Origin of the sequence: Anaeromyxobacter sp. SG17, assembly GCF_022690695.1 — a bacterium.
GTDB classification, from domain to species: Bacteria; Myxococcota; Myxococcia; order Myxococcales; family Anaeromyxobacteraceae; genus Anaeromyxobacter; species Anaeromyxobacter soli.
The window spans coordinates 1-14,654 of the sequence record NZ_JALCYX010000046.1 but is presented as its reverse complement, the minus strand read 5'-3'; the positions used below and the strand labels follow the sequence as shown (position 1 = coordinate 14,654).

At 74.9% G+C, this 14,654-nt stretch carries 13 protein-coding genes and 1 pseudogene; 13 read left to right on the top strand and 1 reads right to left on the bottom strand.

What is annotated here, in order from left to right:
- The first annotated feature begins 30 nt into the window (after positions 1-30).
- From MNY60_RS24340 to MNY60_RS15895, 13 genes are all read left to right on the top strand, one after another.
- Positions 31-1,797, top strand: coding sequence for a protein kinase (locus MNY60_RS24340; RefSeq protein ID WP_242337540.1), 1,767 nt, complete (start codon positions 31-33; stop codon positions 1,795-1,797).
- Between the two features lie 272 nt (positions 1,798-2,069).
- Positions 2,070-2,579, top strand: coding sequence for a MerR family transcriptional regulator (locus MNY60_RS15950; protein WP_242337538.1), 510 nt, complete (start codon positions 2,070-2,072; stop codon positions 2,577-2,579).
- Positions 2,580-2,659: 80 nt separating this feature from the next.
- Complete coding sequence (locus MNY60_RS15945) at positions 2,660-3,253, top strand: sigma factor-like helix-turn-helix DNA-binding protein (RefSeq protein WP_242361128.1); 594 nt, start codon at positions 2,660-2,662, stop codon at positions 3,251-3,253.
- A 139-nt stretch (positions 3,254-3,392) separates the two neighbouring features.
- Entirely contained in the window at positions 3,393-4,967 is a 1,575-nt protein-coding gene (gene purH / locus MNY60_RS15940; protein WP_242337534.1) for a bifunctional phosphoribosylaminoimidazolecarboxamide formyltransferase/IMP cyclohydrolase, read from the top strand.
- A gap of 283 nt (positions 4,968-5,250) precedes the next feature.
- The gene (gene purD, locus MNY60_RS15935; RefSeq protein WP_242337532.1) at positions 5,251-6,513 is read left to right on the top strand and encodes a phosphoribosylamine--glycine ligase; all 1,263 of its coding nucleotides are present in this window, start codon (positions 5,251-5,253) and stop codon (positions 6,511-6,513) included.
- Positions 6,513-7,025 carry a 5-(carboxyamino)imidazole ribonucleotide mutase gene (purE, locus tag MNY60_RS15930; RefSeq protein ID WP_243337962.1) on the top strand — a complete coding sequence of 171 codons (513 nt, stop codon included), beginning with the start codon at positions 6,513-6,515 and terminating at the stop codon, positions 7,023-7,025. Before purD ends, purE begins: the two co-directional genes overlap by 1 nt.
- Positions 7,026-7,029: 4 nt before the next feature.
- The gene (locus tag MNY60_RS15925; RefSeq protein WP_242337527.1) at positions 7,030-8,142 is read left to right on the top strand and encodes an LptF/LptG family permease; all 1,113 of its coding nucleotides are present in this window, start codon (positions 7,030-7,032) and stop codon (positions 8,140-8,142) included.
- Positions 8,139-9,221, top strand: a complete 1,083-nt coding sequence (locus MNY60_RS15920; RefSeq protein ID WP_242337525.1) for an LptF/LptG family permease — start codon at positions 8,139-8,141, stop codon at positions 9,219-9,221. The genes MNY60_RS15925 and MNY60_RS15920 overlap by 4 nt, the downstream gene beginning before the upstream one ends.
- 149 nt (positions 9,222-9,370) lie before the next feature.
- Positions 9,371-10,636 carry an O-antigen ligase gene (locus MNY60_RS15915; RefSeq protein WP_242361125.1) on the top strand — a complete coding sequence of 422 codons (1,266 nt, stop codon included), beginning with the start codon at positions 9,371-9,373 and terminating at the stop codon, positions 10,634-10,636.
- Positions 10,633-11,427: an ABC transporter permease gene (locus MNY60_RS15910; RefSeq protein ID WP_242337521.1), complete on the top strand. Its 795-nt coding sequence runs from the start codon at positions 10,633-10,635 to the stop codon at positions 11,425-11,427. The genes MNY60_RS15915 and MNY60_RS15910 overlap by 4 nt, the downstream gene beginning before the upstream one ends.
- A 2-nt stretch (positions 11,428-11,429) precedes the next feature.
- Positions 11,430-12,194, top strand: coding sequence for an ABC transporter ATP-binding protein (locus tag MNY60_RS15905; protein ID WP_242337519.1), 765 nt, complete (start codon positions 11,430-11,432; stop codon positions 12,192-12,194).
- 7 nt (positions 12,195-12,201) lie between these two features.
- Positions 12,202-13,422 carry a glycosyltransferase gene (locus MNY60_RS15900; RefSeq protein ID WP_242361123.1) on the top strand — a complete coding sequence of 407 codons (1,221 nt, stop codon included), beginning with the start codon at positions 12,202-12,204 and terminating at the stop codon, positions 13,420-13,422.
- Positions 13,419-14,432 carry a trans-aconitate 2-methyltransferase gene (locus MNY60_RS15895; RefSeq protein WP_242361121.1) on the top strand — a complete coding sequence of 338 codons (1,014 nt, stop codon included), beginning with the start codon at positions 13,419-13,421 and terminating at the stop codon, positions 14,430-14,432. The genes MNY60_RS15900 and MNY60_RS15895 overlap by 4 nt, the downstream gene beginning before the upstream one ends.
- A 126-nt stretch (positions 14,433-14,558) precedes the next feature.
- Here the strand turns inward: MNY60_RS15895 and MNY60_RS24470 are convergent.
- Positions 14,559-14,654, bottom strand: a pseudogene (locus MNY60_RS24470) (metallopeptidase TldD-related protein); the annotation flags it as partial.

The window sequence follows — 14,654 nt, the reverse complement described above, 5'->3', positions numbered from 1 at the left end:
ACAGTCCGGCGGTCGTAGAATCCGGCGCGCGTGCGCGCGTTCGGAAAGTACCGGCTCGTCGAGCCGCTCGCCTCCGGCGGCATGGCGGACGTGTGGCGCGCGGAGGTCACCCTCGCGGCCGGCGTGGTGAAGGAGGTCGCGCTGAAGCTCGTGCGCGGCGAGCACGAGGCCGAGGGCGCCTTCGTCCGCATGTTCATCGAGGAGGCGCGGCTCGCCTCGCGCCTCGGCCACGCGAACGTCGTCCAGGTCTTCGAGTTCGACCAGATCGACGGCCGGTACTACATCGCGATGGAGCTCGTGCGCGGGCACCACCTCGGCCGCGTCGTGGAGCGGGCGCGCGAGCGCGGCGTCCGGCTCGGGCTCCCGCGCGCGGTCCACGTCGCCGCCGAGGTCGCGAAGGGGCTCGCCTACGCCCACCGCCTCGGGGACGGCGGCCGCCCGCTCGGCCTCGTCCACCGCGACGTCTCCCCGCACAACGTGCTCGTGTCGTTCGAGGGCGAGGTGAAGCTCGCGGACTTCGGCATCGCCCGCGCGATGGGCCGGGCGGGGCTCACCGCGCCGGGAACGCTCAAGGGCAAGCTCGCGTACATGGCGCCGGAGCAGGCGCGCGGCGAGCCCGTGGACGCGAGGGCGGACGTGTTCGCGCTCGGGGTCGTGCTGTGGGAGCTCTGCGCGGGTCGCCGGCTCTTCGCGCGCGACTCCGAGGCGGCGACCTTCGGCGCGGTGCTCGGCGAGGCGGTCGTCTCCCCGCCGTCGGCGTGGAACGAGGAGGTGCCGCCCGAGCTCGACGCCGTCGTCCTGGGCGCCCTCGAGCGCGACGTGGAGCGGCGGACGGCGTCGGCGGAGGGGCTGGCGGAGTCGCTCGCCCGCGTGCTCCTGCGGATCACGCGCTCGCCCGCGGACGTGGATCTGCGCGCGCTCATGCAGGCGCTCTGGCCGGAGGGGCCCGCCCCCGCGCCCGCGCCGGAGCGCACGCGCGTGAGGCCGGTGCCCGTCGCGGCGGAGCCGGTGGGTGGGGCGACCCGGGTGTCCGCTCCGCCGGCGGCGACCCTCGAGGCCGAGGCGAGCGCCCGCCCGGTCCCGAGCGGCGAGCTGCGGGAGGAGTCCGCCACCCGCACCGCCGCGCCGTCGGCTCGCCGTCGCACGCCCCGGCGCGCGCTCGTCCTCGCCCTGGTCGCGGTCGCCCTCGCGCTCGCTGCCGGCCTCGCCCTGCGGCGGGGAGCGAGGCGCGAGGCCGTGGCGCTGCAGCCGGTTCGCGCGGCGGCCTCGGACCCCGCGCGCGGCGCGGGCGCTGCCGCGGCCCTTCCGCCCGGAGACGCCGCTCGCGCCTCGCTGGCGCCCGCGTCCCTCACCCACCCGTCGCCCTCGGACCGGTCCTCCGGGCTGCCGTCTCCTTCCGGCGTGAACGAGCCGCACGAGGCGAGCGTCGCGTCAGACGCGCCCCCGCCCGCGGAGCCGACCGGGCCTCGCGCGGCGCCCGCGGCGGAGCCACCGGGCGGGCGCGGGCTGCAGCTCTCGCCGCTCCCCGCGATCGAGGCGCTGCGGATCGCGCCGAGCCTCAACGGCCTCGCCCTCCCCGCGGCGTCGTCGGGGCTGGGCGTGCTCGGCGTGAACGCGGTGCCGTGGGGGACGGTCCACGTGAACGGCGCGCGCCTCGGCGAGACGCCGCTCGACGTTCGCCTGCCGGCGGGCCGCTACCGGGTCCGCGTGGACCATCCCAAGGGCGCGGACGTGCGAGTGGTCACGATCACGCCCGGCCGACGAACGGTCGTGCTCGCGCGGCCTGGCGCGCGCTGAGCCCGGCGGCGCTGCCGCCGCGATCGCCCCGGCCCCCCGTCGATCCGAGCCCGCCTTTGATCGCCGCTCCGTTCCTCGACGGACGGCGACCGTCCCCGCTCACCGCGCACCCCGGGTGGATCGCCCGCCTCCGGTCGCAGTGACGCGCGGTCGCTGCCACCGCTGACCCTGCGACAAGACGCCCTCCCTCAGGGACCACCGGTCTCGGTTGACCCTCTGCCACTCAGTGGAGTACCTTCCAAATCAAGTTTCCAAAAGAAGATTTTCGATCCATGAACCCAGCCGAGTACCTCCGCACCGAAGAGATCGCCCGCGTCGAGCGCGAGCGTGCGGGTGGAATCACGAGCGGCGAGGTGGTGCGCCTCTTCGAGTCGAAGGGCGCTCGGCTCTCCGCCTCGACGTTCCGGAAGTACGTGCAGATGGGGCTCTTGCCCCGGAGCCGGCGCGTCGGCCGGAAGGGCAAGCACACCGGGTCGACCGGGCTCTACCCGGTCTCGGTCGTGCGGCGGATCGCGCTCATCAAGCGGATGATGGCGGAGGGCTACACGGTCGAGGACATCCGCGGGAGCTTCGTCACGGTTCGCAACCAGCTCGAGGACGTCGAGAAGGGGCTCAACGAGCTCGTGGCGCAGCTGTCGCAGAAGGCGCGGGCGCACCCGCGCCGCAAGCAGTTCGAGGAGGAGCTCTCCCGCGCGGAGCGCGAGGCGCGCAGCGCGCTCGGGAGGCTCGAGAAGGTGGGAGGCGCGGTCGCGACCGTCCCGGCGGAGGCCGCCGGGGCGTGACGATCGTGGGCGCCGGCCCGGCGCCTGGTGGACGGTGCGGCGCTCAGGCCGCGGTGGACGGTGGAGAGGGAGGGCAGGGGATGAGCGAGGCGAAGCGGAGCGAGCCGCAGATCCAGGCCGGCGACGAGGCGCGCGAGGACGGGGAGGAGCTGCTGGTGGGCCCGGTGGGCGGCGCGCCGGAGGACGGCGGCCTCGACCTCGAAGGCGACATCGACGACAAGCGCGGCCGCCGGCGGTCGAAGACGATGTCGCGCAAGGAGATCGCGCGCGAGCTCCGGCGCCAGCGCGCCTTCGGGATCGTCGATCCCGAGCTCGAGGCGACGGTGCGGGAGATCGAGGCGAGCCGGCCACGCTCGCGGGCGGAGTGCGCGAACGGTCCGCGCCCCTGCATGTTCATCGCCTGCAAGCACCACCTCTACCTGGACGTGAACCCCGCCACCGGGTCGATCAAGCTGAACTTCCCGGATCGCGAGGTCTGGGAGCTCGACGAGACGTGCGCGCTCGACGTCGCGGACCGCGGCGGGATCACGCTCGAGGAGGTCGGGTCGATCATGAACCTGACCCGCGAGCGCATCCGTCAGGTCGAGACGCGGGGGCTCGCCAAGCTGCGGACCATCGCCGAGGACGAGCCGCGCTCGCCCGGCGGCTGCGGGGCGGACGATCTCCTGGATTGATTCGCGGGTCGGCCAGCCGCCGGCGGGCAGCAGCGGCGGCGGGCGGGCGGCGGGGGTGCGGCGCGCGGCCCCGCCGCTCACCCGTTGAATCCTCCGGCGGCGCGGGCTACAAGGGCACCCCTTCCCGGAGGTGTTCAAAATGGTCCGCCGCGCTCTCGTCTCCGTCTCCGACAAGACGGGCCTCGTCCCGTTCGCGAAGCGCCTCGCCGCGCTCGGGGTCGAGATCCTCTCCACCGGCGGCACGCAGCGCGCGCTCGCAGACGCGGGCATCCCGGTGGTCCCGGTGGGCGACTACACGCAGGCCCCCGAGATCCTGGGCGGCCGCGTGAAGACGCTCCACCCGCGGGTGCACGGCGGGATCCTCTATCGCCGCGGGCTCGCCTCGGACGAGGCGGACGTGAAGGCGCGGGACATCCCGCCCATCGACCTCGTCGTCGTGAACCTCTACCCGTTCCGCGAGGCGGTCGCGGCGGGGAAGCCGTTCTGGGAGTGCGTCGAGGAGATCGACATCGGCGGGCCGACCATGGTCCGCAGCGCGGCGAAGAACGCGGCGCACGTGGGCGTCGTCGTGGACCCCGCGGACTACGAGCGCGTCGCGGCCGAGCTCGAGGCCTCGCGCGACCTCTCCGGCCAGACGCGCTTCGATCTCATGAAGAAGGCGTTCGCGCACACCGCCGCGTACGACGCCGCGATCTCCGAGTACCTCACTGCGCGCGAGACGCCGGAGGCGCCGCCGGCGCACTTCCCCGCGACGCTCGGCGCCGTCTACACGAAGGCCCAGGATCTCCGCTACGGCGAGAACCCGCACCAGGCGGGCGCGTTCTACCGCGCCGGCCGGGAGCCGGACGAGCCGACGGTCTCGTTCGCGAAGGTGCTGCAGGGCAAGGAGCTCAGCTACAACAACCTGCTCGATCTCGAGGCCTCGCTCGCCGCCCTCAAGGAGCACGACGAGGTCGCCTGCGTCGTCATCAAGCACAACACGCCGTGCGGCGTGTCGCTCGGCGCGACGCCCGCCGAGGCGTTCGCCCGCGCGCGCGAGTGCGATCCCGTCTCCGCGTTCGGCGGCATCGTCGCGCTCAACCGCCCGGTGGACGCCGCGGCCGCCAAGGAGCTCACGGACCTGTTCCTCGAGTGCGTCATCGCGCCGGGCTACGACGCCGCGGCGCGCGCCGCGCTCGCCGCGAAGAAGAACCTGCGGCTGCTCGAGGCGCCGCGCCTCGCCGCGCCGCGCGCGAGCTGGACCCGCCGCCCGGAGGAGCTCCGCGAGCTCCGCTCGATCCCGGGCGGCCTGCTCGTGATGGACCGCGATCTGGGCGCGATCCGCCGCGAGGACTGCAAGGTGATGACGAAGCGCGCGCCGACCGACGCGGAGTGGCAGGATCTGCTCTTCGCGTGGAAGGTCGTGAAGCACGTGAAGTCGAACGCGATCGTGTTCGCGCGGGAGCGCCGGACGGTCGGGATCGGCGGTGGGCAGACGAGCCGGGTCGAGTCGGTGAAGACCGCGCGCATGAAGGCGCAGCTCCAGCTCGCCGGCTCGGCGGTCGGCTCGGACGCGTTCTTCCCGTTCAAGGACGGGGTCGAGGAGATCATCAAGGCCGGCGCGACCGCGATCATCCAGCCGGGCGGCTCGATCCGCGACGCCGAGGTGATCGAGGCGGCGGACGCCGCCGGGGTGGCGATGGTCGCCACGGGGATGCGGCACTTCCGGCACTGAGGGCGCTCCCCGCGCGGGCTCGTCCCTGCTGCGGCCAGGGCTGGCGCGGCGCTCGCGGCACTCCTGCGATGTGACGCTGCGGCACGTTCCTCCGGGTGACGGCGAGGGCGGGGGCGCGGCCGGGCCTCGCGCTCGCACGCCTCCTGGCGAGGCGGGCCGGCGCATCGGGAAAGGCCCTCCCGGGGGGCTTTCCGGTCTGGAGGGAGGCCGCCGAGCCGGGGTGGAGGAGGGCTCGCCGACCCCCGCCGTGGCCCGATGGGACGTGATATAAGCCCGGGTCTCCATGCGCGTACTCGTCGTCGGATCGGGCGGGCGCGAGCACGCCCTCGCCTGGAAGATCTCCCGGAGCCGCCTCGTCCGTGAGCTGTTCGCCGCCCCCGGCAACCCCGGCATCGCCGAGGTGGCGACGCTCGTGGCGCTCGAGGCGACCGACGTGGAGGGCATCGCGCACTGGTCGCGCGAGAACCAGATCGACCTCGTCGTGATCGGCCCGGAGGCGCCGCTCGTCGCCGGCCTCGCCGACCGCATCGCGCGCGAGGGCATCCCGGTGTTCGGCCCGAGCGCGGCCGCCGCGGAGATCGAGGGCTCGAAGGCGTTCGCGAAGGAGATCATGGAGGCGGCCGGGATCCCGACCGCCGGCCACGGCACGTTCACCGCGCTCGAGCCCGCGCTCGCCTTCGCCCGCGCGCGCGGCGGGCGGGTGGTCGTGAAGGCGGACGGGCTCGCCGCCGGCAAGGGCGTCGTCGTGTGCGGCGAGCTCCCCGAGGCGGAGGAGGCCCTCCGCGCGATGCTCGTCCAGAAGGTCCACGGCGGCGCCGGCGCGCGCGTCGTGGTCGAGGACCGGCTCGAGGGGCCCGAGGCGAGCTGCATCGCCTTCACGGACGGCGAGCGGGTGCGCATGCTCGCCGCGGCGCAGGACCACAAGCGCATCTTCGACGGCGACCGCGGCCCGAACACGGGCGGCATGGGCGCGTTCTCGCCGACGCCCACGGTGACGCCGGAGGTGGCGGCGATGGTCGAGCGGGACGTGCTCCTGCCCGCCGTCCGCGAGCTCGCCCGCCGGGGCCGCCCGTTCCGCGGCGCACTCTACGCGGGCCTCATGCTCACGCCCGACGGCCCGCGGGTCCTGGAGTTCAACGCGCGGCTCGGCGACCCGGAGACGCAGCCCATCCTGCTGCGCATGACGAGCGACGTCGTCCCCGCGCTCCTCGGCGCGGCGGAGGGAGACCTGTCGAACGTGACGCTCGAGTTCGATCGCCGGGCGGCAGTCGGCGTGGTGCTCGCCGCGGAGCACTACCCGGCGAAGCCCGCCGCGGGGGATCCCATCGACGGCCTCGCCGGCCCGTTCGAGGAGGGCGTGCAGGTGTTCCACGCCGGGACGGCGCGCGCCCGGGATGGACGGATCGTCACCGCCGGCGGCCGCGTGCTCACGGTGTGCGCGCTCGGCGATGACCTCGACGACGCCGCCCGCCGCGCTTATGAGGCGGCGGCCAGGATCCGCTTCCGCGGCATGCAGCTGCGCAGGGACATCGGCAAGAGGGCGTGATGGAGCCGAAGGTACTCATCCTCATGGGGTCCGACTCCGACTGGGAGGTCATGGCCGAGGCGAAGAAGGCGCTCGACGAGCTGGGCATCCCGGCGGAGGTCCACGTCTCCTCCGCGCACCGCACGCCGGAGCGCACGGGCAAGCTCGCGCGCGAGGCCGCCGGCCGCGGCATCCAGGTCCTCGTCTGCGGCGCCGGCTCCGCCGCGCACCTCGCCGGCGTCTGCGCCGCGGAGACCGAGCTCCCCGTCCTCGGCGTGCCGCTCGCGGCGAGCGATCTGAAGGGGCTCGACGCGCTGCTCTCGACCGCGCAGATGCCCGCGGGCGTGCCCGTCGGCACGCTCGCCATCGGCAAGGCGGGCGCGCGGAACGCTGGGCTCCTCGCGGCGCGCATCGTCGCGCGCACGGACGCGGAGGTCGCCGAGCGCGTCCGGGCGCAGCGCCGCAAGATGGCCGAGGAGGTCCTCGCGAAGGACGCCGCCCTCCAGGCGAAGCTCGCGCCGCCGAAGGGCTAGCCGGTTGCGGCTCCTCCACCGGTACCTCGCCAAGGAGATCCTGCTCCCCTTCGCGGCGGGCCTCCTGTTCCTCACCCAGATTTTGCTCGCGACGCAGCTCCTCGCGCAGGCCGACGTGCTCTTCGGCTCGGGCGTGTCGCTCGTGGACGTGGGCGCGGTGATCGTCTTCCTCCTGCCGTATTTCCTCGGGTACGTCCTGCCGATCGCGTTCCTGCTCGGCGCCGTGCTCGGGGTGGGGCGGCTCGCCGAGGACCGCGAGGTGGTGGCGCTCGGCGCGGCGGGGTTCTCGCCGGCGTTCCTCGTGCCCGTCCCGCTCGCGCTCGGCGTCGCCGTCGCGGGCGTGGGGCTCTGGCTGTCGCTCGAGGCGGTGCCGGCGAGCCTCGACGCGGCCCGCACGCGGCTCAACGAGATCGTGAAGCACAACGTCATGAACGACGTCCGCCCGGGCACGTTCTACGACCAGATCCCGGGGTACACGCTCTACGCGCAGCGGGTCCACGGGGGGCGCTGGGAGAACGTCCTCATCAGCGACCGCTCCGATCCCTCCGCGCCGGTGCTGGCGCTCGCCCACGGCGGCCGGCTCGAGCCGGTCGGTGCGGGGGAGGAGATGCGCCTCGTCCTGGACGACGGCGAGGTCCATCGCGAGCAGGTGGACTCGGACGAGTACGTGCTCGCCACCTTCCGGCGGGCCGAGGTCGTCCTCGGGCTCGGGACCGCGCTCTCGGATCGCAACGCCGTGTCCCGCACCGGCCGCGAGGGCGTGGCCGAGCTGCGCGCGCGCGCCGCGGAGGCGCGCGCCAAGGGAGACGTCGTCGGCGCGCGGCGCGCGGAGGGGACGCTGCACCGGCGGATCGCCTCGGCCCTGGCGGTGATCCCGTTCGCGCTGCTCGCCGTCCCGCTCGGCGCCTCCCGGAGGGCGGGCCGCGCGTTCGGGGTGGGGTCGACCTTCCTCGTGGTGGTCGCCCACTACCTGCTCCTGCGCGCCGGGGAGGTGATGGCGCAGCGCGGCGCGCTCCCGGCCGCGCTCGCGCTCGAGCTGCCGACCCTGGTCCTGTCCGCCCTCGCGCTCGCGCTCATCGCGATCCAGGTCCACCGCGGCACGGGGGCGGTGCGGTGATCCTGTTCCGGTACGTCGCGCGCCGGACGCTCGCCGCGTTCCTGGGCGCGCTCGCGGGCGTCGTCGCGATCTTCCTGGCGGTCGACTTCGTCGACAACGCCGCCGCGTTCACCGGGCCGGGCTGGGTCGGGGCGGTGCTCGAGCTCTACGTGTACAAGGCCGCCGTGGTCGTGCGGCAGGTCGCGCCGGCGGCGATGATCCTGGGCGCCGCCATCGCGGTCTCGACGTTCCGCCGGACCCGCGAGTACACCGCAATGCGCGCGGTGGGGCTCGGACCGTGGCGGCTCGCCGTGCCCGTCATCGCGGTGACGATCCTCTCCGGCGGAGCGCTCCTCGTCGTCCACGACCTGTGGGGCGTGGAGGCCGCGGAGCGCGCCGAGGAGATCCAGGCGCTCCGCTTCGGGCGGGGCGGCGACCGGCGCCGCTTCGAGGCGGCGCGCGAGCCGAAGCGCTGGTTCCGCGGCAAGGACGGACGGCGGGTGTACCACCTCCGCGGGACGCTGCCCGACGGCGGGTTCGCCCGCGTGACGGTGATGGAGGTCTCGGACGCCTTCCGGCTGGTGCGCCGGATCGACGCCGACAAGATGCGGCCCGAGGGGGGCGGCTGGCTGCTCGAGGACGTCGAGGACCGGACGTTCCAGCCGGACGGGAGCGTGCGGCTCGACCGGGCCGCCTCGCGCCGGTACGAGTTCCCCGAGCCGCCCGACGCCTTCGCGGTGGTCCCCGGGCGGCCCACGCAGATGCGCTGGAAGACGCTGCTCTCCCAGATCGCGATCCGCCGCCGGCTGGGCCTGCCGGTCGCCGAGTTCCAGCTCGAGCGCTACAACCGGCTCGCGTACCCGTTCGCCGGCGCGCCCGGCGCGATGCTCGCGCTCGCGCTCGCGCTGCGCCGCAACCGCAAGGGCCACATCGCGGCGGCGCTCGTCGAGTCGGTCGGGGTCTCGCTCCTGTTCTGGGGAGCGCAGGGCGTCACCTGGGCGATGGGGCTCTCGGGGCACGTCGCGCCGTGGCTCGCGGCCTGGGCGCCGAACGTCGTGTTCCTCGTGGTGGGCGCGGTCGCGGTGCGGCGGGCGCGGTGACCCGAGGGGCGACGCCAGGAGGCGCTCCGGACGGTTGTGTATTAGTGTTGGGCGGCATGCGTGCTGGGGAGGCGGTCGTCGGCCCGAGCGATGAGGCTCGGCATGGGGGGCTTGCGCGCTCCCTGCTCGCGCGCGCCGCCATCGCCGGCGTGACCGTCCACGCGGCGTTCCTCCCCATCTCCATCGCGGGCATGCAGATCGGGCTCGCCGTCGCCGCGGTCGCCGTGGCGGGGCTGTGGGTGCTCGGCGATCGGCCCCCCGTCGCGCGCGTCGCCGTCCCCGTGCTGGTGCTCGCCGCGAGCGCGGCCGGGTCGGTCGCGCTCGCATGGTCGGCGGGCCTGCCGCCGGGCTCGCCCTCCGCCGCGTTCCACTGGCGCTACCTGCTCGCGCCGCTCGTGGTCGCCCTCGCGCTCGAGGCGGGAGCCGGCGACGATCCCGAGGCGCCTCGGCGGCGGGCGCTCCTCGTGCTCTCCGTGTGGAGCGCCGCCGCCCTCGTGCCGGCCCTCTTCGCCTGGGTCCAGGTGCGCACGGGGATCGACCCGATGCACGCGCTGGGGCTCCGCGGCACGTCCCTGCCTCCTGCGTACCGCCAGGTGTTCGCCCCGGGCGCGCCGGAGCGCTTCGCGGTCGTGGGGTTCTTCAGCTGGTACACGCGGCTCGCCCACGCGCTCACGCCGGTCGCGGTGCTCGCCGGGACGCTCGCGGCGCGGGCGCCGCTTCCCCGGAGGGCTCGCGCGTTCCTCGCCTTCGCCGCGGTCGCCTCGGGCGCCGCGGTGTTCCTGACGGGCGCCCGCTCCGCGTGGGCCGGGCTCGCAGTCGCCGCCGCGATCGTCGCGGCCGCTGCCATGACGCGCCGGACCCGCCGGATCGCGCTCGCGACCGCGGCCGCCGGGGCGCTCGCCGTGAGCCCGCTCCTGCCCGCCGCCTGGCACTGGCTGGAGGAGACCCGCGCGACGGGGGGCGGCAACGGGCGCGAGACGATCTGGGCCGTGTGCGCGGACGTCATCCGGGACCACCCGCTCACCGGGGTGGGCTACGGCGCGCTGCCGCGCTGGTCGGCGCCCTACTGGGAGCGTCGCGATCCGCAGTTCGGCGTGCAGGCCTGGTGTCACGACGCGCTCCTCTCGGCCGTCGCCGAGGGCGGGCCGCTGCTCGGCGGCGCCGTCGTGGCCTGGTTCGCGCTCCTCGCCGTGGCGTTCGCGCGGTGGCGCCGCGGCGCGGACGCGCTCGGCCGGGCCGGCGCCGTGGGCGGGCTCGCGGTGATCGCCGCGCTGCTCGTGAACTCCGCCGTGCACGACGTGTTCTGGACGTCCGAGCCGGCGCTCGCGTTCGGCTGCGCGATCGGGATCGCGGCGGTGCTCGCGCGGCCGCGGCCGGACGCGTCGAACGGCAAGGCAGGGGAATCGCAGGCATGATGGCGCTCGTGGGATCGGTCCAGGCGGTGCTCCGCTACCGGGAGCTGCTCGCGCTGCTCGTCGCGCGCGACCTCAAGGTCCGCTACAAGCGCAGCACCCTGGGGATGCTGTGGACGCTCCTCAACCCGCTCCTGCAGATGGTCGTCTACACGCTCGTGTTCTCCACCATCATGCGGATCGGCATCGAGGGGTACCCGGTGTTCCTCCTCGCCGGCCTCCTGCCCTGGACGCTCATCTCGGTCGGCTCGGTCTCCGCCTCGATGTCGCTCCTCGGCAACCAGAGCCTCATCCGCAAGGTGGCGGTCCCGCAGGCGGTCTACCCGCTCGCCGCGGTCGGCTCGAAGCTCACGGACGCGGTCCTGTCGCTGCCCGCCCTGGCGATCCTGGCGATCGCGCTCGGCCGCCCGCCCGGCGTGTCTTGGCTCTTCGTCCCGCTCGCGTTCCTGCTCGCTGCGGCGTTCACGACGGGGCTCGCGCTGCTCTTCAGCTCGCTCTCGGTGTTCTTCCGCGACGTCCGGCACCTCATCGACGTGCTCTTCCAGATCTGGTTCTACGTGACGCCGGTCATCTACCCGGTGTCGTTCCTCGAGAACCTCCACCCCGCGCTGCGCATGGCCCTGGCGCTCAACCCGGCCGCGCCCATCGTGCGGATGTTCCAGGTGACCATCTACGAGGGGCGGATCCCGCCCGCCGGGCTCGTCGGGCTCGCGACGCTCGCGGCCGCGGTCTCGCTCCTCGCGGGCGGCGCCTTCTTCGTGCGGTCCGAGGACCGCCACATCCACAACTTCTGAACATGCCCGGATCCCTCACCTTCGAGAACGTCGGCATGCGCTTCCGGATGTACCGGGAGCGGGTGACCACGCTGAAGGAGGCGGTCCTCGGCCGCTTCCGGCACCTGCGCACCGCCGACGAGTTCTGGGCGCTCCGCGGCGTCTCGTTCCACGTCGGCCCCGGCGAGTCGGTCGGCCTCGTCGGCCACAACGGCTCCGGCAAGAGCACGCTCCTCAAGATCGCGGCGGGCGTCCTCCGCGCCTCCGAGGGGCGGGTGCAGGTCGAGGGGCGCGTCTCGCCCATGATCGAGCTCGCGGCAGGCTTCGATCCGGAGCTCACCGGCCGCGACAACATCTTCCTGAACGGCGCGCTCATGGGCCACACGCGCCGGGAGATGGAGCGGAAGTTCGACCGCATCGTCGAGTTCAGCGAGCTCGGCGAGTTCATCGACATGCCGGTGAAGAACTACAGCTCCGGCATGTACGCCCGGCTCGGGTTCGCCATCGCGGTGGACGTCGAGCCGGAGATCCTGATCATCGACGAGGTGCTCGCGGTGGGCGACGAGCGCTTCCAGGCCAAGTGCATGGACCGCATCCGCGAGCTCAAGGGGTCCGGGTGCACCATCTTCTACGTCTCGCACGCGATGGAGACGGTCGCGGAGCTCTGCGAGCGGGTGATCGTGCTGCACCATGGCCGCGTCGAGTTCGACGGCGCGCCGGCGCCCGCCATCGCGCGCTACCGGGAGCTCCAGGGGTTCGTCCCGCACGCGGCGACGCGGGCGGGGTGAGGGCGCGATGGGCGTCGGTCTCCGCCGCGCCGTCCGCGCCGCGATCTCGCTCGGCGGTCCGGAGGCCGTGTACGCCGCGAAGAAGGGCGCCATCGCGCTCCGCGCGCGCCTGCCCGCGCCGCTGCTGCGTGCGCGCCACGCCGCCGCCCTCGCCGCGCTCGACGCCCGGATCGCGGAGGCGCGCGGGGTGGTGGTGTACCTCCCGACGATCAACTGGGGATACCTCCACCAGCGCCCGCACCAGCTCCTTCGCGAGCTCGGCCGCCGCGGCTACGTCGGCGTGTTCTGCACCTGCAACCCCGCGGCGGACGCGGTCGAGGGGCTGCGCGAGGTCGAGCCGAACGTCTTCCTCTGCGCGGATCCGCGGCTCGTCGCGCACCTCGCGCGGCCGATCCTGTGGCTCAACTGGACCGTGAACGAGGCGTGGCTGTCCGCGTTCCGCCATCCCCGCCTGGTGTACGAGTACATCGACGAGCTCGAGGTCTTCAGCATGCACTGCCGGCGCATGCACGCGGACCACGACGCGCTGGTGCGCAGGGCCGACGTGGTCGTCGCGAGCGCCGACCGGCTCCACGCGGCCATCCGCGCAGCGCGACCGGACGCGGTGCTCGCGCCGAACGGCGTGCACGCTCCGGACTTCCGCGGGAGGGAGGGCGAGGCGCCCCCCGAGGACCTCGCGCGGATCGTCGCCCTGGGTCGCCCGATCGTCGGTTACTACGGCGCGCTCGCCCGCTGGCTCGACTTCGAGCTGCTGAACCGCGTGACGCAGGACGGCGCGGAGCTGAGCTTCGTCGTCATCGGCCCGGATCACGACGGCTCCGCGGCACGCATCGCATCGCGCCCGAACGTGCACGTGCTCGGCGAGCGCCCGTACGGCGAGCTCGCCCGCTACTCGCGGCGCTTCGACGTCGCGATCATCCCGTTCGAGGTGAGCGAGGTGACGCGCTCCACCTCGCCCGTGAAGCTGTTCGAGTACATGGCCGCCGGCGCTCCGATCGTCACGACGCCGATGGACGAGTGCCGCAAGTACCGGTCCGTCACCACCGCCGCGACGCCCGCGGAGTTCCTCTCCGCGGTGCGGGCGGCCGTCGGCAGGCGGGGAGACGCCGCGTATCAGGCGCTCCTCGCCCGCGAGGTGCAGCAGAACACCTGGGGAGAGCGCGTGGATCGGGTGCTCGCCGCGCTCGACGCGGGAGCCACGGCGCCGGCGGAGAGGAGGCGCGCATGACGGGGCCTGCGGTGAATTCGCCGGACTACTGGGAGGCGCGGTTCGCGAGCGGAGACTGGGGGGCGCGCGGCGGGCCGGCGCAGTCCCGCTTCTTCGCGGAGCTGGCGCTCTCGCTCGTGCCCCCGGCGGTGGCGGACGACCTCCGCGCGCGCCGGGCGAGCGTGTGCGACTGGGGCTGCGGGGAGGGTGAGGGCGCCGCCGCGCTCGCGGCCGCGTGGGGGACGCCCGTCACCGGCCTCGACGTCTCGCCCGCGGCGGTGGAGCGCGCGAGCAGGCGGCACGCCGGGGTCTCCTTCGCCGTGTCGCGCGCGGGTCTCGATCGGGAGTACGACGTGCTCTTCACGTCGAACACGCTCGAGCACTTCGCCGCGCCGTGGGGCGTGCTCGCGTCGCTCCTGCCCAGGGTGGGCCGCTACGTCCTCCTGCTCGTGCCGTTCGAGGAGCGGGAGCGGATCGAGGAGCACGCCTACACGTTCGAGCTCGAGAGCTTCCCCCTGGAGGTCGGCGGCTTCGAGCTCGTCGATCTCCGCGTCGCGCACTGCGCGGGGGTCGAAGGGTCGTGGTGGGCGGGCGATCAGGCGCTCGCGACCTACGCCCGGCGGGGCGCCGAGGGGATACCGCTGAGGCTCGAGCCCGCGCTCGCGGCGGGCGTGGCGCGGGCGGCGGCCCTCGCGGAAGCCCGCCACGCGCTGACGCAGGAGCGTGACGCGCTCCGCGCCGAGCGCGATGCGCTCGCTGCCGAGGGCGAAGCCGCGCGCGCCCGGCTCGCGTCGCTGCGCGCGGAGGCCGCCCATTGCGCGCAGCGCCTCGAGGCCGATCGGGCGCGCCGCTCGTACGTGCTCGCGCGTGCCGTGGCGACCTTGCGGGAGCACCCCGTCTCGGCCGCGGTCGCCGCGTGGGACGGGACCACGGGCCGGGTCGAGGCGGCGCACGCGCGGCTGCGCGGGTGGGATTCCCTCGCGGACGGGGCGGCGTCGCTCCGCGCCGCGGTGGCGGCATCGCAGGAGTGAGCCGCGGGGGGGGGGGGGGGGCGGGCCCCCCCCCCCCGCCCGCCCCCCCCCCCCCCCCCCGCGGGGGCGCCCCCGGCCGGGGGGGGGGGGGGGGCCGTTCGAGCGCTCGACCGGGCGCACCGGCTTTCGCGAGAGCAGGTAGGTCACGAGCCGGCCGTCCTTCACGAGCACCGTGCGCTGCGCGGCGACGCCCTGATCGTCGAACGCGTAGCTGCCGTTGAG

Excerpts from the sequence above, each read along its gene's own strand:
- MNY60_RS15950 (WP_242337538.1), top strand. The coding sequence starts at position 2,070 with ATGAACCCAGCCGAGTACCTCCGCACCGAAGAGATCGCCCGCGTCGAG.
- MNY60_RS15945 (WP_242361128.1), top strand. The coding sequence starts at position 2,660 with ATGAGCGAGGCGAAGCGGAGCGAGCCGCAGATCCAGGCCGGCGACGAG.
- purH (WP_242337534.1), top strand. The coding sequence starts at position 3,393 with ATGGTCCGCCGCGCTCTCGTCTCCGTCTCCGACAAGACGGGCCTCGTC.
- purD (WP_242337532.1), top strand. The coding sequence starts at position 5,251 with ATGCGCGTACTCGTCGTCGGATCGGGCGGGCGCGAGCACGCCCTCGCC.
- purE (WP_243337962.1), top strand. The coding sequence starts at position 6,513 with ATGGAGCCGAAGGTACTCATCCTCATGGGGTCCGACTCCGACTGGGAG.
- MNY60_RS15910 (WP_242337521.1), top strand. The coding sequence starts at position 10,633 with ATGATGGCGCTCGTGGGATCGGTCCAGGCGGTGCTCCGCTACCGGGAG.
- MNY60_RS15905 (WP_242337519.1), top strand. The coding sequence starts at position 11,430 with ATGCCCGGATCCCTCACCTTCGAGAACGTCGGCATGCGCTTCCGGATG.
- MNY60_RS15900 (WP_242361123.1), top strand. The coding sequence starts at position 12,202 with ATGGGCGTCGGTCTCCGCCGCGCCGTCCGCGCCGCGATCTCGCTCGGC.
- MNY60_RS15895 (WP_242361121.1), top strand. The coding sequence starts at position 13,419 with ATGACGGGGCCTGCGGTGAATTCGCCGGACTACTGGGAGGCGCGGTTC.